Here is a 19,744-nt window from a genome sequence, read left to right on the forward strand (position 1 = left end):
TCCGGAGGGTCACACCGCGTGGGGATCACGATAACCACAAAAGCCACACAAAACAACAGTGAAACCGTGTGGGTTTTTGAAGGTGCGAGGGAGGAGCCGTTGAGGGGCGGGGGAGACGGTGCGGGAGCGGCAGGATCGGCAGGTGCCGCAGCGGAAGCGGGTGGCGGCAGGGAGCGGCCGATGGGGCGTGAGGAAGCACGCTGTGAGGAAGAGAGCAGACCCACGGCTCCAGCACCCGGTCGCAGGGTCCGGGGCGGCTACCATCGGAGCACTCTGCGTCGCCCCTCCCGAGGAGAACCGAACCGATGTCCCAGGCCTTCCATGCCGATTCCGCCGACCTTGTCGTCAAGGAGGTGCTGAGCTGGGAGCTGTTCGGCACCGCCTCGCGCGAGCTGGCTCAGCACATCGCCGACTCCGACTTCGAGCCCGAGATCGTCATCGCGGTCGCTCGCGGCGGGCTGCTGCCCGCGGGCTCGCTCTCCTACGCCCTCGGCCTCAAGCTCGCCGATGCGATCAACGTCGAGTTCTACACCGACGTCCATGAGACTCTTCCCGACCCGGTGCTGCTCGCGCCGATGCTCGACACCGAGTCGATCAAGGGCAAGCGACTGCTGGTGGTCGACGATGTCGCCGACTCCGGCCGTACCCTCGCCCTGGTCCTCGACCTGCTGCGCGACATGGGCGCCGACGCCCGCAGCGCGGTGCTCTACGCGAAGTCTGCATCCGTCGTCTCCCCGGACTTCGTGTGGCGCCGCACCGACGAGTGGATCGTCTTCCCCTGGTCGGCCGAGCCGCCGGTGACGCCCGCCAGCGCCAGCGCCTGATCAGACCTGTACCGCGATCGGCGCTGCCGCGTCCGGCGCACCGCGTCCGGCGCTGCCGCGATAGTACGAAAATGAGCCAGATCCTCATGGATTCTGGCTCATTTTCGTACGATCCTGGGTCACCCGCTCGAGCCCCTGCCCGAGCCCGCGCCGCTGCGGGATCGGGTTCGCGGGGCGACTCAGTGCTGGGGCGTGGTGGGCGTCGAGCTTTCTGGGCCGGTGGCGGAACTCGCGGTGGTGTCTGCGGTGTCTGTGGTGTCTGGGCCGGGGGCGGCTTCGGCGCTCGCCGCGCCGCCCTCGGCATCGCCGTGGTGGCCGAAGGGCAGGAAGTGGATGATGACCGCGACGATGCCGCCGACGATCAGGCCGAGCACGAACGAGAAGAAGGTGTTGATAAGCCAGGCGAGCACGCCGCCGATCCCGGCGATGCCGGCCACCAGTCCCTCGAGGTGGTGCACGAACCCGTAGGGCTGGGCGAGGCCCAGATCGTGGGTGCCGACCAGCAGGATGTGGCCTCCCACCCAGAGCATCGCGACCATGCCCACGTAGCTGATCACGGTCATCACCTTCGGCATCGCCTGGACCAGGCCGTTGCCGAACTTCTGCTTGAACTCTGAGTCCTTGTCGGCCGCCATCGCCAGGCCCACGTCATCCATCTTCACCAGGATGCCGACGGCCCCGTAGACCAGGACGGTGATACCGATCGCGACCACTACGAGCACGATCGCCCGCGCCCACAGCGAATCCGCATCGATCGAGTTCATGGAGATGACCATGATCTCCGCGGAGAGGATCAGATCGGTGCGCACTGCGCTCGAGACGATCTTGTCCTCGGCGTCGGCGCCCTGAGCGGCGGCGGCTTCCTTCTTCGGCTTCCCGCTGACCAGCTCCCAGATCTTCTCCGCGCCCTCGAAGCTCAGATACAGACCGCCGAGCATCAGTATCGGCGTCAGCGCCCAGGGCGCGAAGGCGCTCAGGAGCAGCAGGACCGGCAGGATGAAGATGAGCTTGTTGCGGAAGGAGCCCTTGGTGATCCGCCAGATGATCGGCAGCTCGCGCTTGGGCTCGAGCCCCTTGACGTACTGGGGAGTCACCGCGGCATCGTCGATCACCACGCCCATGGCTTTCGAGCCCGCCCTGGCGGAGGCTGCGGCCACGTCATCCACGCTGGCCGCGGCCAGGCGCGCGATCGCAGCGACGTCATCGAGCAGTGCGGCGAGTCCACCGGCCATGCTGAAGTTCCTTCTCTCGAGGAGATGACCGCACGCGCGGCGATCCGGCTCAGGATAACGGGAGAGCGCCCGGAAGCCTCGGGGCACGGCCGCACCGTGATCGGAAGTTCGGCACGCGGAGCGTGATCAGGCGCAGCCGAGAGGCACCCGGTGTCCACCCGCGGCGAACACCGGGAAGAAGCCTCGACTCCTGGTGGCGGTGGTGACAGTGTGGTGGGTATGGAAATTGCACTTATCGGAGGACATGGAAAGGTCGCGCTGCTCGCGGCCCCGCTGCTCGTGGAGGCCGGCCACACGGTCCACTCGGTGATCCGCAACCCGGAGCACGCGGCAGAGGTCGAGGAGACCGGTGCGAAGGCGGTGCTCAGCGACATCGAGAGCCTCGACGCGGGAGGCTGGGACGAGCTGCTGCGCGGCAAGGACGTGGTGGTGTGGTCCGCCGGCGCCGGTGGCGGGAGCCCACAGCGCACCATCGCGGTGGATCAGGTCGCGGCGATCGCCTCGATGGACGCCGCCCAGCGCGTCGGCGCGAGCCGCTACGTGATGGTCAGCTACTTCGGCGCGAGCCTGGAGCACGGCATCCCGGAGACAGAACCCTTCCACGCCTACGCAGAGGCCAAGGCCCAGGCCGACGCCCACCTGCAGGGCACCGGCCTGGCCTGGACGATCCTCGGCCCCTCGGGACTCACCCTCGAGGAGCCGACGGGGCGGATCGCTCTCGGTGCCCCCGAGAGCGGGACGGTGTCCCGCGCCAACGTGGCCCGCACGATCGTGGCCGCCATCGAGCGTCCCGGCACCGCCGGAAAGTTCCTCCAGTTCAACGACGGGGAGCAGGAGATCGGTGCGGCCTTCGACGCGGTGAACTGATCCCGTGAGCTGACGCTGGGGGCGACATCGCCGCCACGAGGACCCTGGTTGCGTCGAGCAACCGGGGTCCTCCGTCGTTGCGGGCATCATGATCCTGCCGACGGGAACTCCCACCTGCAGTGATCTATCGTGGATGAGCCTGGCCGCGCCCGCGAGCACGGCTGGAGGACAAGGAGCAGCAGCAGTGGACAGTGCACGCCGTTGGGCCGGGGTCGTCGCCCTCGCGGCCGGGATCTTCGTGCTGATCACCATTGAGGAGCTGCCCATCGGGGTGCTCAGCGTGATGGCACCGGATCTCGGCGTGAGTGAGGGCGTGGCGGGCCTCGCAGTCACGGTGCCCGGCGTCCTCGCAGGCATCGTCGCCGTCCTCACCCCTGTGATCGTGCGGGGAATGGATCGCCGGCTCGTACTGGTCCTGGCCCTCGCGTCCGTCGTCATCTCCAGCGGGTTGAGCGTCATCGCCCCGAACTTCGTGATGCTGCTGATCTCCCGTGTCTTCGCCGGCATCTCGATCGGCCTGTACTGGGCGGTGATGGCCATCGTCGCCCTCGGCCAGGTCCGGAAGGAACATGCCGCGCGAGCGCTGACCATCGCCTTCAGCGGTGCCGGGGCTGCGCTCGTGCTGGGAGTGCCAGTGGCTGCCTGGATCGGCACCCACGTGGGGTGGCGCGCCGCCTTCGGCATCGTCGGTGCCGTCGCTGCGGTCGTCGCCCTCGTGATCCTGGTGCTGGTGCGTCCTGTGCGCTCGCCGGTCAAGGTCACGCCGGCGATGATGCTCGTCGCGGCACGCACCCGCGGGGTGCGCTATGCGGTGGCGCTCACCCTCCTGGTGGTGGTCGCGCAGTTCATCACCTACTCCTATGTGAGCCCCATCCTGCTGGAGCGGGCAGATGTGCCTGTGACGGACATCGGCATGATGCTCCTGGCCTACGGAATCGCCGGGCTGATCGGCAACTTCGCGATCGCTCCGCTGCTGCGCCGCAGCGCCCCCTGGGGCGTGCTGGTGGTCGGCGTCGGCGTAGCGGTGTCGCTGCTCGCGGTGTACCTGCTCATGGACAGCCCCGCCTCGGCCCTCGCGATCTTGCCGCTGTGGGGCCTGTTCGTCGGGGCGATCTCGGTGGCCATCCAGGCTTTCGTGGGCTCCGAGGCCGGGGAAGTGCTCGAAGAGGGCACCGCGCTGAACAGTGCGGTCTTCAACGTCTCGATCGCCGTCGGTGCACTCGTCGGCGGGTTGATCATCGACCGGGCCGGGCAGGGGACCCTGATCCTCACCTCGACCGCGATGGTCAGCGCCGGGGCGCTCGTGGCAGCACGCTATGTGCTCACCTCCCGACCTCGCGGCCGACGGGCGACGCCCCTCCCGTGACATAGCGGATAGCGGGATCTTTCGGGACAGCAGGGCCTCCCGGGCCGGTGACGGGGGTCAGCCGGTGATTCGGAAGGAGACCGCTCCCCGCGCAGCTTCCCGGCGCACGTCGATCCCGTCGACCCGGGCGCTCGTAGGACCCTGGCGCAGGTGCTCGATCATCGACTCCACCGCGTCCCGGGGGCCCTCGATGTCGGCCTCGACCGTGCCGTCCAGCAGATTCCGGACAGTGCCGCCGACGCCCAGCCGCTGAGCGGTCGAGGCAGCGTCCATCCGAAAACCGACCCCCTGCACCCGCCCGCGCACCCGCACGATCCGTCGCATCCGCGCGGTGTCTTCGCCCGCTGCGTCGTTCATCTGCGCTCCCTCCCTCGGGACGTCCGGCCTGTCATCGCGCCCAGGGCCATCTTCGCCCAGATCGTCGTGCCAGGTGCCAGGTGCCAGGTGCCAGGTGGCGCCGGTGCTCCGGCGGAGCGGGCGCTGGCCGGAGCCCTCGCAGCAGCATCAACTGCCGGTCAAGAAAAATCCTGGACTGTCAGCGATGACGATGATGGGATTCCGGCATGGCGACGACCCTGACCATCCCGGCCCCGCACCAGCTCGAGCAGGTGATCGGGACGCTGCGCAGCTGGCATGGCGAGGCAGGTCCCTTCCACCTGCACCCCGGCGATCTCGGCTGGCACCACCTGCGCGGGGCCTAGGCCACCGCGGAGCACCTGCGCCTCTGGCATCGAGACGACCGCCTGGTCGCCGTCGGCCTGCTGGACGAGCCGGACCTTCTGCGCACCGCAGTGGATCCGGCTCTCGCCGCCGACGAGGAGCTCGCCCGCATCATGGCCGAGACCCTCGCCCAGCCGGAGCACGGCCTGCTGCCGGAGGGGCAGGCCTTCGTGGAGGCGCATTCCGCGCACGGCCTTCGCGCCGAGCTGCTGCGACGCGGCTGGAGCGAGGGGGAACCCTGGGTGCCGCTGCGCCGGGACCTCGCCGCCCCGGTCGAGGACCCCGGGATCAGCATCGAGCAGGTCCACGCAGACACCGTCGCCGAGTACACGGCCGTGCATCGCTCCGCCTTCGACAGCCCCGGCGTGACGGACGAGCGCTTCCGCACCATGACCCCCTCGCCGGCCTATCGCGATGCCGTCTCGCTGCTCGGCTGCGACCATGACGGGGTCGCCGTCGCGGTGGTCACGGTCTGGTCCGCTGGCGTCGGCCGACCCGGACTCCTCGAACCGATGGGTGTGCACGCGGACCACCGCAGGCGCGGCTACGGACGCGCGATCAGCCGTGCCGCCGCCGCGCAGCTGCGCGAGATGGGCGCCTCGAGCGCACTTGTCTGCACCCCGCGGTCCCAGACCGGCGCCGTGGAGACGTATGTCGCGGCCGGCTTCACGCCATGCGCAGAGGTCCCGGACCTGCAGCGCTGCGCGACGACCTGACGCTCCGCGCGCTGCCTGACGCGCCACCTCGCGTTCCGCTTCACCCACCGCCTCAGCCGTTGTCGCCGCCGGTGTCCGCTGCGGTCGCACCGGGCACGGCATCCCCGTCGTCTCCCCACTGCCACTGGGTGATCTCCGGGGCGTCCTCACCCTGCTCGTAGGCGTACGCCCGTGCCCGCAGTCGGGTGTCCACCATCTGCTGGCGCAGGCTCGCGTAGCGGATGCCCAGCCCTTCGACCCGGTCGATCACGTCCATCACTAGGTGGTAGCGGTCTGCGTCGTTGAGCATCAGCATGTCGAAGGGGGTGGTGGTGGTGCCCTCCTCCTTGTAGCCGCGCACATGGATCCGGGAGGTGCGGTCATGGCGGTAGGCCAGGCGATGGATCAGCCACGGATAGCCGTGATACGCGAACACCACGGGGATGTCCTGCCCGAAGTATCCGTCGAAGTCGCGCTGCGAGAGGCCGTGCGGGTGCTCGCTCTCGTCCTGCAGACGCATCAGGTCCACGACGTTCAGCACTCGCACCCGCAGCTCGGGGATCTCCTCACGGAGGATCTTCGCCGCGGCGAGCACCTCGATGGTCGGGATGTCCCCGGCGCAGGCGAGGACCACTTCGGGTTCCTTGCCGCTCTGTTCGGTGCCGGCCCAGTCCCAGATCCCGAGGCCGCGTGCGCAGTGGACGATCGCCTCGTCCATGCTCAGCCAGCTCGGGCCTGGCTGCTTGCCGGCGACGACGACGTTCACGTACTGCTTCGAGCGCAGGCAGTGGTCGTAGGTGGACAGCAGCGTGTTCGCGTCCGGCGGGAGGTAGACCCGCACGATCTCGGCCTTCTTGTTGACCATATGGTCGATGAAGCCCGGGTCCTGGTGCGAGAAGCCGTTGTGGTCCTGACGCCATACGTGCGAGCTGAGCAGGTAGTTCAGGGAGGCGATGGGACGGCGCCATTCGAGCTCGTTGGTCACCTTGAGCCACTTGGCGTGCTGGTTGACCATCGAGTCGACGATGTGGATGAACGCCTCGTAGGAGGAGAACAGGCCGTGGCGGCCGGTGAGGAGATACCCCTCGAGCCAGCCCTGGCACTGATGTTCGGAGAGCATCTCCATCACCCTCCCGGCGCGGGCGAGATGCTCGGCGCGGTCATGCTCCTCGAAGTCTGCATTCCATTGCTTGTCGGTGGCGTCGTAGACCTCCTGCAGCCGGTTCGACGCGGTCTCATCCGGACCGAAGATCCGGAAATTCGCTGGATTGTCGCGGACCACATCTCGCAACCAGGTGCCCAGCACCTTCGTCGCCTCCGCGATCGCACCTCCGGGATGAGTGACCTCGACGGCGTATTCGCGGAAGTCCGGCAGCCGCAGCGGGGTGAGCACCGAGCCACCGTTGGTGGAGGGGTTCGCGGACATCCGCAGCGCGCCCGTCGGCGCGGTCGCGGCGATCGTCTCGTGCAGTCTGCCGCCCTCGTCGAACAGCTCCCCGGGACGGTAGGACCGCAGCCAGGCATCGAGGTCGGCGAGATGCTCGTCGGTGTCCCGGGCGTTGGCCAGCGGCACCTGGTGTGAACGCCAGGAGCCCTCGGTCCTGTTCCCGTCGATCTCCTTCGGCCCGGTCCACCCCTTCGGGCTGCGGAACACGATCATCGGCCATGCGGGGCGCTCGGTCTCGCGACCGGCCTCGGCATCCTCGGCCGCCTGCTGCTTGATCTCCGCGATCTGGTCCAGGGCCTGATCCATGACCGTGGTGAAGCGTCGATGGATCTCCAGGGGGTCCTCGTCGTCGAATCCGCCAGTGAAGAACAGCGGAGTGTGCCCGTACCCGTGCATGAGCGCGGAGAGCTCCTCGTCCCCGATCCGGGCGAGCACCGTCGGATTGGCGATCTTGTACCCGTTCAGATGCAGGATCGGCAGCACCACACCGTCGTTCTGGGGATTGACGAACTTGTTGGAGTGCCACGAGGTTGCCAGGGGTCCCGTCTCCGCCTCACCATCCCCGATCACGGTGAAGGCGATCTGATCCGGGCTGTCGAACATCGCGCCGTAGGCGTGAGAGAGCGAGTAGCCGAGCTCGCCGCCCTCGTGGATCGAGCCGGGAGTCTCCGGGGCGACGTGCGAGGGGATCCCGCCGGGGAAGGAGAACTGGGTGAACAGCTTCGTCAGCCCTTCCTCGTCCTCGCTCACCGCCGGGTACACCTCGGAGTAGGTGCCTTCGAGGTAGGTCGAGGCGACCAGTCCCGGGCCGCCGTGCCCGGGGCCGGTGATGTACATGGCCTTCAGCCCGCGCTGGGAGATCGCCCGGTTCGCGTGCGCGTAGAGGAAGGTGAGGCCCGGGGTGGTGCCCCAGTGCCCGAGCAGCCGCGGCTTGACGTGCTCTCGCTGCAGTGGCTTGCGCAGCAGAGGGTTGTCCTTGAGGTAGATCTGGCCGACGGAGAGGTAGTTCGCGGCTCGCCACCAGGCGTGGAGCCGCTCGAGGTCATCATCGGTCGGTGCGGTCGAGGGGGAGTCGGGCCAGCGGGGGTTCATGGTCATGGCACCTTCCAGGTGGCAGGACGCCTGCAGGGTCTCTGCAGGAGCGACACTCTCACCGTAGGGCCGGATCGGGGAGTTGGAAAGGGGCCGACGGTCCCGACCCGGGCCATTCGGTCCGCTGCCGACGGATCTGTTCTGTCCGTGCGGGATGAGGTGCAGATGAGAGTCTCCTCAGGATCTGCCTCCGGTGCGATTTCCGTCCTAACCTGGAGGTATCAGTTCGACGTCGGGACCCTGTCGCCACCGGCGACGGCTCCCCTCCAGGAAGGTGACCCGCCATGACCCGCACGATCATCCGCCCCCGCAGCACCGTCCGCGCTGCCGCGCTGGGCACACTCGTCATCGCTCTCGCAGCCGGCTGCGGCGGCGGTGATCAGAGTGAGGACGGCGCCGCCCCCGCAGACGATCCGGCCACTGCGCAGGAGAGCGGAGACGGTTCCGACGACAGCGCCGAGACCGACGACACCGCCGGGACCGACGACAGCACGGCGAGCGACGGAGGCGGCTCCGGGGACGCCGCGAGCGACGGCGGCGGGGCTGCTGATGACGCTCCGCAGGATCCCGCAGCGGCCGCACTGCCGAAGGATGCAGACCTCGCGACCGAAGAGCTGCCGATCACCGCTGAGCGCGCGATCGAGATCGCCACTGAGACCGTGGGCGGCGGCGAGCTCGTGCAGATCGAGATCGATCACGACGACCGCGCCTGGGAGTGGGAGCTCGAGCTCGTCGCGGACGGCACCCAGCATGAGCTCGACATCGACGCCACCACCGGTGAGGTCACTGCGCACGACACCGATGATGACGACGACCAGGACCCGACGGTCGACGTGACCTCCCCGATGACCTACGCCGAGGCGATCCAGATCGCCCTCGGCGAGGAGCCCGGGCGCGTCAGCGGCTGGGACCTTGACTCCGACGACGGCACGATCCGCTACCAGATCGACATCGACCGCGCCGAGGGCGGCGACGTCGACGTGGAGGTCGACGTCGAGACCGGCGAGGTCCGGATCGACGACTGACACCTGTCACATCCAGAACCCCGGTCATGCCCGGGGTGATGCTCCAGGCCTGCACCGGCCTCGCGCACTAGGGTGAGGTCCGGGTGCCACCCCACCTGGACCCCATCGTCGGCAGGAGAAGCCATGGACACCGTCGTCATCGACGTCCCCGAAGAATCGCGCTACGAGATCCGCGTGGACGGGACGACCGCCGGATTCGCCGAATACCGACTGCGCGGGGACATCCTCGCTGTGCTGCATACCGAGGTGGACGAGGCCTATCAGGGACAGGGCCTGGCCGGCCGCCTGGTGCGGGACATGCTCGCCGATCTCCGCGAACGCGGCCTGCAGCTGCACCCCTACTGCCCGCTGGTGCACCGCCTGGTCCGCAAGAACCTCTCGGCCTACCTGGATCTGGTCCCGGAGAGTGCCCGGAAGGCCTTCCGCCTGCCGCTCACGGCCGAAGAGCCCGCCACCGAGGACGGCCCGCCCGCCTTCGACGGCTGAGCGACTGCCTGCCCGAGCAGCGGGCACCTGTCACCGACGGACCGACCTCGAGCGCCAGGCCTGACCTCAGCGCGCGGCGATCACCGGCTCGCCGGCGTCGTCGCGGTGCATGACCTCGCGGCCGCCCTGCCACACGCGCAGCGTCCGGTGACGCACATCCAGCGGATCGCCTTCCCAGAGCACGAGATCCGCGTCCTTGCCCGGAGCGAGGGAGCCGAGCCGGTCGGCGATCCCCAGCACCTCGGCCGGGTTCAGGGTGATCGCCCGCAGAGCATCGGCCGGCGCCATTCCGTGCTTGACCGCGAGGGCCGCCTGATCGACGAGGAACTCGATCGGCACCACCGGATGGTCGGTGATGATCGAGACCTTCACCCCTGCCGCGGTGAGGATGCCCGGCGCCTTCGGCGTGCGGTGGCGCACCTCCACCTTGGACCGGGAGACGATCAGCGGCCCGTAGAGCACAGGGACTCCAGCCGCGGCGATCCGATCGGCGATCAGATACGCCTCGGTGCCGTGATCCAGCACGAGCTCGAAGCCGAACTCCTCGGCGATCCGCAGCGCGGTGGCGATGTCGTCGGCCCGGTGGGAGTGCTGACGCCAGGGGATCTCGCGCTCCAGCACCCGGCTGAGCGCCTCCGAGACCAGGTCGGAATCGCGTTCCTCGACGGGCTTCGCGCTCCACGCACGAGACTTGGCGAACGCCTGACGGATGGTCAGGGCGACTCCGAGCCGGGTCGAGGGGGTCTGCTTGCGCTCGCCGTAGACCCGTTTGGGGTTCTCTCCCAGCGCGGCCTTCAACCCCGAGGGGCTGCGCAGCACCATCTCGTCGACCACCCGGCCGTGGGTACGGATCGCGACCGCGAGCCCACCGATCGGGTTGCCGGAGCCGGGATTGACGTTCACCGCCGTGACGCCGCCGATGATCGCATCATCGAATCCGACCTCGACAGGGTTGATCGCATCGATCGCCCGGGCCGCGGCCATCACCGGATCGGTCATCTCATTGGTGTCCTCACCGGCCCAGCCCTCACCCTCCTCGGCGACCCCGAGGTGCACGTGGGCATCGATGAAGCCCGGCAGCAGCCAGCCGCCGTCGGCATCGATCACCTCTGCCGGCGCGGGGATCTCCAGGTCGGGACCGAGATCGGTGATCAGTCCGTCCTGGACCAGGAGCGTCCCGTCGAAAGGCTCTCCATCGATCGGCACGATATGGGCATTGGTGATGGCGGTGAAGGTCATAGGACGACAGTCGACCGACCGAGCGGTGGAGTCAAGTCCGCGCCGAAAGCCCGCGCCGCCGAGTCACCCGGGCTACCCTGCCAGCATGTCGAAGAAGTCGAAGAAGAACTCGCCCAGTGACCAGACGCCCACGGGCTTTCTGATCGAATCCGGGTGGAAGGGCGAGGTCACCGACCTCGATCCCCGCGCCACCCCCGGCTTCGACGGAAAGAAGGACGACGGCAAGGAGGTGCTCACGAAGCGGGACAGCGCGCTCGACGAGCTGCAGGAGCGCCTGTACGCCGCGCACCATGGCCAGGAGGGCGGCCGCTCCGTGCTGCTGGTCGTGCAGGGGATGGACACCTCCGGCAAGGGCGGCATCATGCGCCACGTGGTGGGCAACGTCGACCCACAGGGCGTGGACATCGCCGCATTCAAAGCCCCGACCCCGGCCGAGAAGCGCCACGACTTCCTCTGGCGGATCCGCAAGCGCACCCCCGCCCCCGGCATCATCGGTGTCTTCGACCGCTCGCACTACGAGGATGTGCTGATCCACCGGGTGCACGGCTGGGCCGACGCGAAGGAGATCCGCGAGCGGTACACCGCCATCAACGCTTTCGAGCGGGAGCTCTCCGAGGCAGGGACCACCATCGTGAAGGTCATGCTCCACATCTCCCGCCAGGAGCAGGGGGAGCGGCTGATGGAGCGGCTCGAGCGATCCGACAAGCACTGGAAGTTCAACCCGGGCGATGTCGATGAGCGCCAGCACTGGGACAGCTACATGGACGCGTACACCAAGGCGCTGCGGGGCACCTCGACCGTCGGGGCACCCTGGACCGTCGTCCCTGCCGACCGCAAGTGGTACGCCCGGATCGCCGTCCAGCAGCTGCTGCTGAATGCGCTTGAGGGCATCGATCCGCAGTGGCCCAGCGCCGAGTTCGATGTCGAGGAGCAGATCGGGCGCCTGCGCGAGACGATGGACTGACGGGGCGGTCCCTGCCGACGAGCCGCGCGGAGCGGCTCCCAGGAAGCTGGTTGTGCCGCTCAGCTCGGAGGTCGATGATGGAGTCATGGCTTCCATCACTTTCAAGAACACCCCCATCACCACCGTCGGCGAGCTGCCGGCCACAGGCTCCGCACTGCCGGCCTTCGAACTCGTCGGCCAGGATCTCGGCACCGTCTCGAGCGCCGACCTCGCCGGCAAGCGCGTGGTGCTGAACATCTTCCCCTCACTGGACACCGGCACCTGCGCGATGAGCGTCCGGAAGTTCAACGAGCTCGCCGCGAAGCTCGAGAACACCGTGGTCGTCTGCGCCTCGCAGGATCTCCCCTTCGCCCAGGCGCGCTTCTGCGGCGCCGAGGGCCTCGAGAACGTCGTCACCGGTTCTTCCTTCCGCTCCACCTTCGGGGAGGACTTCGGCGTGACCATGCAGGACGGGCCTCTGGCCGGCCTGCTCTCCCGCGCGGTGGTCATCACCGATGAGACCGGCACCGTCATCTACACCGAGCAGGTCGGCGAGGTCTCTGAGGAGCCTGCCTACGAGGCAGCCCGCGCCGCGCTCGCCTGAGCACCACCTCCGAGCAGCTCTCGCTCCCGCGAGTGGCTGCTCGACCCCTGAGCTCAGGGCCCGGCCCGCCCTCCGGCGGACCGGGCCCTGATTGCTCCACCACAGGAAGGTCGGATCATGAGCACTCCCGAGATCACCCTGGAGCGCGTCCACGACGTGCTGGACGATGAGGGCTCCGCCGCCCACGAGTATCGGGTGCTGGTGGATCGGCTGTGGCCGCGGGGCATCAAGAAGGAACGGCTCGCGCATGATGACTGGGACAAGGACGTCGCCCCCAGCTCCGAGCTGAGAAAGGCGTTCCATGGTGATGGCCTGGGCTTCGAGGAGTTCTCGCACCGGTACCGCCATGAGCTCGACACCAGCGACGCCCCGCAGGCACTGCTGGACCGGGCAGGGGAGGCTGACGCCCAGAAGATCGTGCTCCTGTTCGCCACGAAGGACACCGCGCACAACCACGCCCAGGTGCTGCAGGAGGCGCTGAAGGACCTGGCCGGCTGAGAGGGCCCGGGGCACGTGGCGAGGAGCGTGCTGTGCGATCGACCCGGCGTCGCCGCAGCGCCGCCGCGCGGGCGGACGTCCGCCCGCCGGCGGGACCGGAGCAGTAGGGTCATCGCTCGTGGAACCCCTCTCGCTCGTCGTCCTGCTGGTCATGGGCACCGTCGCCGGTGCCATCAACGCGGCGGTCGGCTCAGGGTCGTTGCTCACCCTGCCGGTGCTGATGGCCGTCGGAATCCCCCCGGGCGTCGCGGTGCGCACCAACACCGTCGGCATGCTCTTCTCGACGATCGGCTCCGTGCTGGGCTATCGCCGAGAGATCGCCACCGAGAAGCACGAGCTGCCCCCGCTCGCGATCACCGCCGCCCTCGGCGCGACTGCCGGCGCCCTGCTCCTGCTGGTCTCCCCGGCTGCTGCACTCGACGTCGTCGTGCCGGTGCTGATCGTCGTCGCGCTGGCGATGGTGATCTTCCAGAAGCGGCTCACCGCCGTGCTGCGGGCACGGGCGGAGAAGCGAGCGCAGGCGAAGCGAGGACCGCAGCAGGATCAACCAGCGCAGGCGGATCGACAGGCCGAGACGACGCCGGACCGCAGCCCGCTGCGCTCCCCGGCGCTGGTCGGCTCGATCGGTGCGGCGTCCGTTTACGGCGGGTATTTCACTGCTGCGCAGGGGATCCTCTACCTCGGGATCCTGGGCACCTTCACCGGGCGGTCGATGGGTTCCGTCAACAGCGTGAAGAACCTGCTCAGCCTGATCGTGAACTTCGCCGCCGCCGCCGTCTACGTCATCGCGCACTTCGTGATCGGTGCCGAGATCGTGTGGATGGCGAGCGCAGCGATCGCCGTCGGTGCGCTGATCGGCGGGTACTTCGGGGCGCATCTGGCCAAGACCATGCCCGAGTGGCTGCTGCGGGGCGTGATCGTGGTGGTCGCCCTCGTGGCGCTGGTGCGCCAGTTCCTCTGACCGGCGCGATCCTGCGGACTCATCAGAGAGCTCCCACCGAGATCGACGTTCGGTGGGCTTTGATCGAGCGATCTTGTACGGAAGGTCAATCTCGGGCTGGGCTGCCTCAGCGCAGGAACGGCAGGGCGTGCGCGAGGATCTCGTCCGGCGGGAACAGCGTGCCGCCGTGGTCGCGTCCCGGCAGCTCCACGAATTCCGCATCCGGCATCAGTGCAGCGGCGCGCTGGGAGTCCTCGAAACGGGGATGATCCTCGGTCCCCGCCATCCACAGGGCCGGCACCGTGCAGTCCTCGAGCACCTCATCGGGCACCCCCGGGGTGTCATCCGTGGCGCTCAGCAGTGCCGCGACCGCGCGGTGATCAGCGGCGAGGAAAGCGGTGCGGGTGGCACGCGCCCGCCGGGAGGTGATCTCCGGGCCCAGCCCCTGACCGGCGCAGAACGCCTCCATCCCCTCCTCCCGCGCCGCCTCGATCACACCGGGGAAGAACACCGAGTCGATCTGGCCGTGCTGCGGTGAGGCGGAGCCGCCGAGGCTCACCAGGCGCGTCACCCGCCCCGGGTGTGCGAGCGCGGCACTCAGGGCGATCCGGGCACCGAGCGAGTAGCCCATCAGCGCGGCCCGCCCGGTCCCTTCCGCATCGAGCACGGCCAGCAGATCCGTCACCAGCACCTGCTGGGTGTAGGCGGCAGGGTCGTGCGGTGCGCCGGAGCGTCCGTGCCCGCGGATGTCCACCCGGATCACGGTGTGCTCGGCGGCGAGCGGCTCGAGATAGCCGAGACCCCTCCAGATCGCGCGGGAGAGCACGGAGCCGTGCAGCAGCACCAGCGCGGGGCCGGAGCCGGTCACGTCATAGCGCAGGTCGATGCCATCGACGGGGGAGGGGATGACGGGCACGGCGGGTCCTTTCGGTCGGTTGCTCCGGGAGCAGAGCGCGAATCAGAGACCGCTCCGCAGCGTGCGGAGGTCGGCTCCGCCTGCCGACGTGCAGGGACGGGCCGCGAGTGATCTCGGCGGGCGATATCGCCACCGCCGATCACCAGCGGCCCGTCCGGACTGCGGTCATCCGGGAGTCGGCCTCTCGGCCGCCGTCCACGGGTTCACAGCGCTGCGGAGATCTCCTCGAGGATCCGGTTGAAGGTCGCCGACGGACGCATCACCGCGGCGGTCTTCTCCGCATCGGGGCGGTAATAGCCGCCGATGTCCGCAGGCTTGCCCTGCACCGCGAGCAGCTCCTCGGCGATGGTCTGCTCACCGTCGGTGAGCTCCTTCGCGATCGGGCCGAACGCCGTGGCGAGCTCGGTGTCCTCGCTCTGCTGTGCCAGCTCCTGGGCCCAGTACATGGCCAGGTAGAAGTGGCTGCCACGGTTGTCGATCGAGCCGAGCTTGCGCTGGGGCGACTTGCCCTCGGACAGCAGGGTCTCGGTGGCGCGATCCAGAGCGTCGGCGAGCACCGCGGCGCGCGCGTTGTCCGCCGTGCGGGCGAGGTGACGCAGCGACTCGGCGAGCGCCAGGAACTCACCGAGCGAGTCCCACCGCAGGTAGTCCTCCTCGATGAGCTGCTGGACGTGCTTCGGGGCGGAGCCGCCCGCGCCGGTCTCGAACAGGCCGCCGCCGTTCATCAGCGGCACCACCGAGAGCATCTTGGCGCTGGTGCCCAGCTCCATGATCGGGAACAGGTCGGTGAGGTAGTCGCGCAGCACATTGCCGGTCACTGAGATGGTGTCCTCGCCGCGGCGCACTCGCGCCAGGGTGTGCTTGGTCGCCTCGAGCGGGGAGAGGATCTGCAGATCCAGACCGTCGGTGTCCTCCGCCGCCAGGTACTTCTCGACCTTCGCCATGAGGTTCCGGTCGTGGGCGCGGGACTCGTCGAGCCAGAACACCGCGGGCATCCCGGATTCGCGCGAACGACGCACCGCGAGCTGCACCCAGTCGCGGATCGGGGCGTCCTTGGCCTGGCAGGCGCGGAAGATGTCCCCAGCGGTGACGTCGTGGCTCATCAGGGCCGTGCCGGAGGCGTCGCGCACCTCAACCCGGCCGTCGGATGCGATCTCGAAGGTCTTGTCGTGGGAGCCGTACTCCTCTGCCTTCTGCGCCATCAGGCCGACGTTCGGGACAGTGCCCATGGTGGTCGGGTCGAAGGCGCCGTTGGCCTGGCAGTCCTCGATCGTCGCGGCATAGACATCGGCGTAGGAGGAGTCGGGGATCACCGCGAGGGTGTCCTGCTCGGCATCGTCCTTGTTCCACATATGGCCCGAGGTACGGATCATCGCGGGCATCGAGGCGTCGATGATGACGTCCGAGGGGACGTGGAGGTTCGTGATCCCCTTGGCGGAGTTCACCATCGCGAGGTCCGGGCCGGCGGCCAGGTCCTTCTCGATCGCGGCCTTGACGCCGTCACGCACGGTGGCGTCGAGGTCCTCGACCCCGGCCAGGATGCCGCCGAGACCGTTGTTGGGGGACAGGCCTGCTGCGGCCAGCTGCTCACCGAACTCGGAGAACAGGGTGGGGAAGAAGGCGCGCACGGCGTGGCCGAAGAGGATTGGGTCCGAGACCTTCATCATCGTGGCCTTGAGGTGCACGGAGAACAGCACGCCCTGTTCCTGGGCAGCGGCGATCTGCTCGCGCAGGAACGCCTCGAGGGCGGCAGCGCGCATCACGGTGGAGTCGATGACTTCACCGGCGAGCACCGGCAGGGAGGCCTTCAGCACGGTCTCGGTGCCGTCGGCGGCGACGTGCACGATCGAGAGCGTGTCCTCGGCGTCCAGCACGACCGACTGCTCGTTGGCGCGGAAGTCGTCGGCGGCCATGGTCGCCACCGACGTCTTGGAGTCCTTGCTCCACTCGCCCATGCGGTGCGGGTGAGCCTTGGCGAAGTTCTTCACCGCGGCGGGGGCGCGGCGGTCCGAGTTGCCCTCGCGCAGCACGGGGTTCACGGCCGAGCCCATGACCGAGTTGTAGCGGGCGCGGATGTCCTTCTCCTGGTCGGTGGAGGGGGACTCGGGATAGTCGGGCAGGGAGACGCCCTGGGCCTGCAGCTCGGCGACGGCGGCCTTGAGCTGGGGCACCGAGGCGGAGATGTTGGGCAGCTTGATGATGTTCGCCTCGGGCGACTTCGCGAGCTCGCCGAGCTCGGCGAGTGCATCTGCTTCCCGCTGTTCCTCGGGCAGGAGATCGGAGAAGGCCGCGACGATGCGGCCGGCCAGGGAGATGTCACGGGTGGTGACGTCGATCCCGGCGGTGTTCGAGAAGGCATCGAGGATCGGCAGGAACGATGCGGTCGCCAGCATCGGTGCCTCGTCGGTATGGGTGTAGATGATGCGCGCCATGTGTCGCGGTGCTCCCTCGGGTCGTTGCGGCATTTGTCTTGACGTCAAGACTAATCGATGACGGGCCCAGGCCCGCCCCATCGATCAGGATGGCTCCACGGTACGTGAGAAGGTGCTCGTCCGCTCGGCTCCGGGACCGGCATCTCAGGCGGCGGGCTCCTCGTCCACGACCTCGACCTTCCAGGGATCGGAGAGGACCAGGTGCGTGGCTCCCTCCGCATCGACGGTGACCGCGAATCCGTGGGCTCGGTAGGAGCCGGGGGAGAGAGCGCCCCGGCTGCAGGTGGAGCGGCTGACCCCGGCGCTGTCGGTGCGGCTCACTCCGTCCGCGTCGATCCACTGCAGGGGGACATCGCTCGCGTTGCGTGCCCCCGAGACCACTGTGCCGGTAGAGGGGTTCACCACCACGACCCCCTGCAGCAGGGCGCGGGTGCCGAGCTCCTGGGCGGTGACGGTGACCTTCGCGGTGATGGCGGGGCCGAGCTCGTCTTCGGGGACCTGAGAGGAGACGCGAGCGGTGGGTTGCTCGACGCTGACGGTGAGACCGTCGCCATCGCCCACAGCCTCCAGCGCTGCTCGGCAGGCCAGCGAGGAAAGGTCTACGGGAACTTCACCGCTCGGGGCGCTGATCGCTCCGGGCACGGCCCGTAAACGTCCGTCGACGACGTCGACCAGCACGTCCCCGTCGGCCCGCCATCCGGCGTCGTCCTTCCCGCGGCCCGGCCCCTCGATGCCGCCCCCGCTCAGCCGCAGCAGGAACTGACCATCGGGCAGTGGAGCGTCGTCACAGGTGCCCAGGGTCAGGTGCGCGGTCGCGGCCGACGGAGCCGGAGCACCCTCCTCGGCGGCGACCTCGACGCGTTCGCGCACCACCATCGGCGGGGCCTGCGCACCCTCGACTCCCAGTTCGCCGTCGAAGCCCGGGGCAGGGATGCCGCGGTTCTCCGGGGCGGCCGGCAGCAGTACGCCCTCGGGGACGAATCCGGTATAGCTGTGGTCCGCCGCGAGGCGGAAGGGTCCCGAGATCGTGAGGTCGTTGCCGTCGGCGCTCACCGTCTCAGGAGTCAGCATCCCGCCGTCGGACGAGGTGGGCAGAGGGCTCTGCGCCTCGCCGGGACGGCACAGCCAGGAGGTGTCCGTCGCGGTGCTCGCAGCGTTCGAGACCTGCTCGGGATCCATCGGCGCCGCGACGGCCGACGGCGCCTCTGGAGCGGCGGACCCGCTGCCGGGCAGCGCGGGGAGAGCGTCGCAGGCGCCGAGCGAGAAGAGCACCAGCCCGGTGGCGAGAACGCCCACCGCGCGACGTCCGCGCAGCAGTCGCCTGCGCTTCGTGCCCATCTGGCTGATCGCCGCGGCCATCGCATCCCCTTCCGGTCCCCGACCGTCCACCTCGGGCCCATGCACCCGCAGGGCCGTGATCGGTGCTGGGGAGAACGTACCGGAGCGCGCTTCAATCCACAGCACCGCACACGTGCTCAGCACCGCCATTCCGCTGCACCGCACAGGTGCTCAGCACCGTCATTGCGCTGCACCACATGGGTGCTGAGCACCCGCTGCTCTCACAGCACGATCAGGGTCACCGCCATGACCGCCATGCCCGCGATCAGCGAGTAGATCACGGTGTGGTGCTCACCGGTCTCCTCGGCGGCAGGCAGCAGCTCGTCGAGGGAGACGAACACCATGACCCCGGCCACGCCAGCCAGGATCGCCCCCATCGCATCCCCGCTGAGCAGGGGCGAGAGCAGAAGGTAACCGAGCACCGCCCCGATGGGTTCGGCGAGTCCGGTCATGGACGCGAGCCAGAAGGCTTTGGACCGTGAACCCGTGGCCCGGCGCACCGGCACGGCGACCGCGAGCCCTTCGGGGATGTTGTGCAGGGCGATCGCAGCGACCACGGGGATCGCGACCTCGGGACTCTGCAGAGCGGCGACGAAGGTTGCGAAGCCCTCGGGCACGTTGTGCAGCGCCAGGGCCAGGGCGGTGACGGTGCCGGTGCGCAGCAGGCGGGCGCGCAGGGCCTGATCGGCGGCCTGCTCGTCCGGAGCGCGCAACTCCGACTCGCCGTGGCTGCCGTCCATGCGGCCCGCGAACTCATGGGGGCTGACCGCGCTGGGGACCAGCCGGTCGAGCACTGCGATCAGGGCGATGCCCACGAAGAAGGCGAGCACGGCGAAGGCGGTGCCGCGACCGTCGGTCACCCCGCCGGAGAGCACCCGCGCGCCCTCGGGCAGCAGCTCCATGAACGAGATGTACAGCATGACCCCGGCGGAGAGCCCGAGACCACCGGCCAGGAGCTTCGGGTTGGTGCCGCGGCCCAGCACCCCGAGGGCGGCACCGATGCTGGTGGCGCCACCGGCGACGAGGGTGAGGAGGAAGGCGACGAGCACGAGGACGACTGTAACCCCGGCACCGCATCGA

General features: G+C 69.2%; 19 protein-coding genes. 11 read left to right on the plus strand and 8 right to left on the minus strand.

What is annotated here, in order from left to right; all coding sequences use genetic code 11:
* The first annotated feature begins 305 nt into the window (after nucleotides 1-305).
* A complete protein-coding gene (locus ABD893_RS07295; protein ID WP_345077552.1) occupies nucleotides 306-824 on the plus strand; it encodes a phosphoribosyltransferase in 519 nt (172 codons plus the stop codon).
* A gap of 179 nt (nucleotides 825-1,003) precedes the next feature.
* On the opposite strand, the gene ABD893_RS07300 is transcribed toward ABD893_RS07295, so the two are convergent.
* Entirely contained in the window at nucleotides 1,004-2,056 is a 1,053-nt protein-coding gene (locus tag ABD893_RS07300) for a DUF808 domain-containing protein (RefSeq protein WP_345077555.1), read from the minus strand.
* A gap of 219 nt (nucleotides 2,057-2,275) precedes the next feature.
* Here ABD893_RS07300 and ABD893_RS07305 point away from each other — a divergent pair, with 219 nt between their 5' ends.
* Together ABD893_RS07305 and ABD893_RS07310 are read left to right on the plus strand one after the other, a co-directional pair.
* A complete protein-coding gene (locus ABD893_RS07305; protein WP_345077558.1) occupies nucleotides 2,276-2,923 on the plus strand; it encodes an SDR family oxidoreductase in 648 nt (215 codons plus the stop codon).
* A gap of 184 nt (nucleotides 2,924-3,107) precedes the next feature.
* The gene (locus ABD893_RS07310; protein WP_345077561.1) at nucleotides 3,108-4,289 is read left to right on the plus strand and encodes an MFS transporter; all 1,182 of its coding nucleotides are present in this window, start codon (nucleotides 3,108-3,110) and stop codon (nucleotides 4,287-4,289) included.
* A gap of 57 nt (nucleotides 4,290-4,346) precedes the next feature.
* Here ABD893_RS07310 and ABD893_RS07315 read toward each other — a convergent pair whose 3' ends face one another.
* Complete coding sequence (locus tag ABD893_RS07315; RefSeq protein WP_345077564.1) at nucleotides 4,347-4,646, minus strand: acylphosphatase; 300 nt, start codon at nucleotides 4,644-4,646, stop codon at nucleotides 4,347-4,349.
* A 206-nt stretch (nucleotides 4,647-4,852) separates the two neighbouring features.
* On the opposite strand from ABD893_RS07315, the gene ABD893_RS07320 reads away from it, so the two are divergent.
* Nucleotides 4,853-4,990 carry a hypothetical protein gene (locus tag ABD893_RS07320; RefSeq protein WP_345077567.1) on the plus strand — a complete coding sequence of 46 codons (138 nt, stop codon included), beginning with the start codon at nucleotides 4,853-4,855 and terminating at the stop codon, nucleotides 4,988-4,990.
* A gap of 90 nt (nucleotides 4,991-5,080) precedes the next feature.
* Nucleotides 5,081-5,725, plus strand: coding sequence for a GNAT family N-acetyltransferase (locus tag ABD893_RS07325; protein ID WP_345077571.1), 645 nt, complete (start codon nucleotides 5,081-5,083; stop codon nucleotides 5,723-5,725).
* A gap of 52 nt (nucleotides 5,726-5,777) precedes the next feature.
* Here ABD893_RS07325 and ABD893_RS07330 read toward each other — a convergent pair whose 3' ends face one another.
* Entirely contained in the window at nucleotides 5,778-8,249 is a 2,472-nt protein-coding gene (locus tag ABD893_RS07330) for a phosphoketolase family protein (RefSeq protein ID WP_345077574.1), read from the minus strand.
* A gap of 278 nt (nucleotides 8,250-8,527) precedes the next feature.
* Between ABD893_RS07330 and ABD893_RS07335 the strand changes: the two genes are divergently transcribed.
* Both ABD893_RS07335 and ABD893_RS07340 read left to right on the plus strand, forming a co-directional pair.
* A complete protein-coding gene (locus tag ABD893_RS07335; protein ID WP_345077577.1) occupies nucleotides 8,528-9,268 on the plus strand; it encodes a PepSY domain-containing protein in 741 nt (246 codons plus the stop codon).
* Between the two features lie 123 nt (nucleotides 9,269-9,391).
* Nucleotides 9,392-9,754 (plus strand): GNAT family N-acetyltransferase, encoded by a 363-nt coding sequence (locus tag ABD893_RS07340; RefSeq protein ID WP_345077580.1) that lies wholly within the window; start codon nucleotides 9,392-9,394, stop codon nucleotides 9,752-9,754.
* Nucleotides 9,755-9,820: 66 nt separating this feature from the next.
* Here the strand turns inward: ABD893_RS07340 and ABD893_RS07345 are convergent, their stop codons facing one another.
* The gene (locus ABD893_RS07345) at nucleotides 9,821-10,993 is read right to left on the minus strand and encodes an amidohydrolase (RefSeq protein ID WP_345077583.1); all 1,173 of its coding nucleotides are present in this window, start codon (nucleotides 10,991-10,993) and stop codon (nucleotides 9,821-9,823) included.
* A gap of 85 nt (nucleotides 10,994-11,078) precedes the next feature.
* Here ABD893_RS07345 and ABD893_RS07350 point away from each other — a divergent pair, with 85 nt between their 5' ends.
* The 4 genes from ABD893_RS07350 (at nucleotide 11,079) to ABD893_RS07365 (ending at nucleotide 13,999) form a co-directional block, all read left to right on the plus strand.
* Nucleotides 11,079-11,957, plus strand: coding sequence for a PPK2 family polyphosphate kinase (locus ABD893_RS07350; protein WP_345077586.1), 879 nt, complete (start codon nucleotides 11,079-11,081; stop codon nucleotides 11,955-11,957).
* Between the two features lie 85 nt (nucleotides 11,958-12,042).
* The gene (gene tpx, locus ABD893_RS07355; protein WP_345077589.1) at nucleotides 12,043-12,540 is read left to right on the plus strand and encodes a thiol peroxidase; all 498 of its coding nucleotides are present in this window, start codon (nucleotides 12,043-12,045) and stop codon (nucleotides 12,538-12,540) included.
* Nucleotides 12,541-12,657: 117 nt separating this feature from the next.
* The gene (locus tag ABD893_RS07360) at nucleotides 12,658-13,038 is read left to right on the plus strand and encodes a DUF488 domain-containing protein (RefSeq protein WP_345077592.1); all 381 of its coding nucleotides are present in this window, start codon (nucleotides 12,658-12,660) and stop codon (nucleotides 13,036-13,038) included.
* A 118-nt stretch (nucleotides 13,039-13,156) separates the two neighbouring features.
* Nucleotides 13,157-13,999: a sulfite exporter TauE/SafE family protein gene (locus ABD893_RS07365; protein WP_345077595.1), complete on the plus strand. Its 843-nt coding sequence runs from the start codon at nucleotides 13,157-13,159 to the stop codon at nucleotides 13,997-13,999.
* 106 nt (nucleotides 14,000-14,105) lie between these two features.
* On the opposite strand, the gene ABD893_RS07370 is transcribed toward ABD893_RS07365, so the two are convergent.
* The 4 genes from ABD893_RS07370 to zupT all read right to left on the minus strand — a co-directional run bounded on the left by ABD893_RS07370 (nucleotide 14,106) and on the right by zupT (nucleotide 19,713).
* Nucleotides 14,106-14,894, minus strand: a complete 789-nt coding sequence (locus ABD893_RS07370) for an alpha/beta fold hydrolase (RefSeq protein ID WP_345077598.1) — start codon at nucleotides 14,892-14,894, stop codon at nucleotides 14,106-14,108.
* A 203-nt stretch (nucleotides 14,895-15,097) separates the two neighbouring features.
* Nucleotides 15,098-17,326, minus strand: coding sequence for an NADP-dependent isocitrate dehydrogenase (locus tag ABD893_RS07375; protein WP_345077601.1), 2,229 nt, complete (start codon nucleotides 17,324-17,326; stop codon nucleotides 15,098-15,100).
* Nucleotides 17,327-17,470: 144 nt separating this feature from the next.
* Nucleotides 17,471-18,808, minus strand: coding sequence for a hypothetical protein (locus ABD893_RS07380; protein WP_345077604.1), 1,338 nt, complete (start codon nucleotides 18,806-18,808; stop codon nucleotides 17,471-17,473).
* 77 nt (nucleotides 18,809-18,885) lie between these two features.
* A complete protein-coding gene (gene zupT, locus ABD893_RS07385) occupies nucleotides 18,886-19,713 on the minus strand; it encodes a zinc transporter ZupT (RefSeq protein ID WP_345077607.1) in 828 nt (275 codons plus the stop codon).
* Nucleotides 19,714-19,744: the final 31 nt, after the last annotated feature.

This window comes from Brachybacterium paraconglomeratum, assembly GCF_039541415.1.
Lineage (GTDB): Bacteria > Actinomycetota > Actinomycetes > Actinomycetales > Dermabacteraceae > Brachybacterium > Brachybacterium paraconglomeratum_A.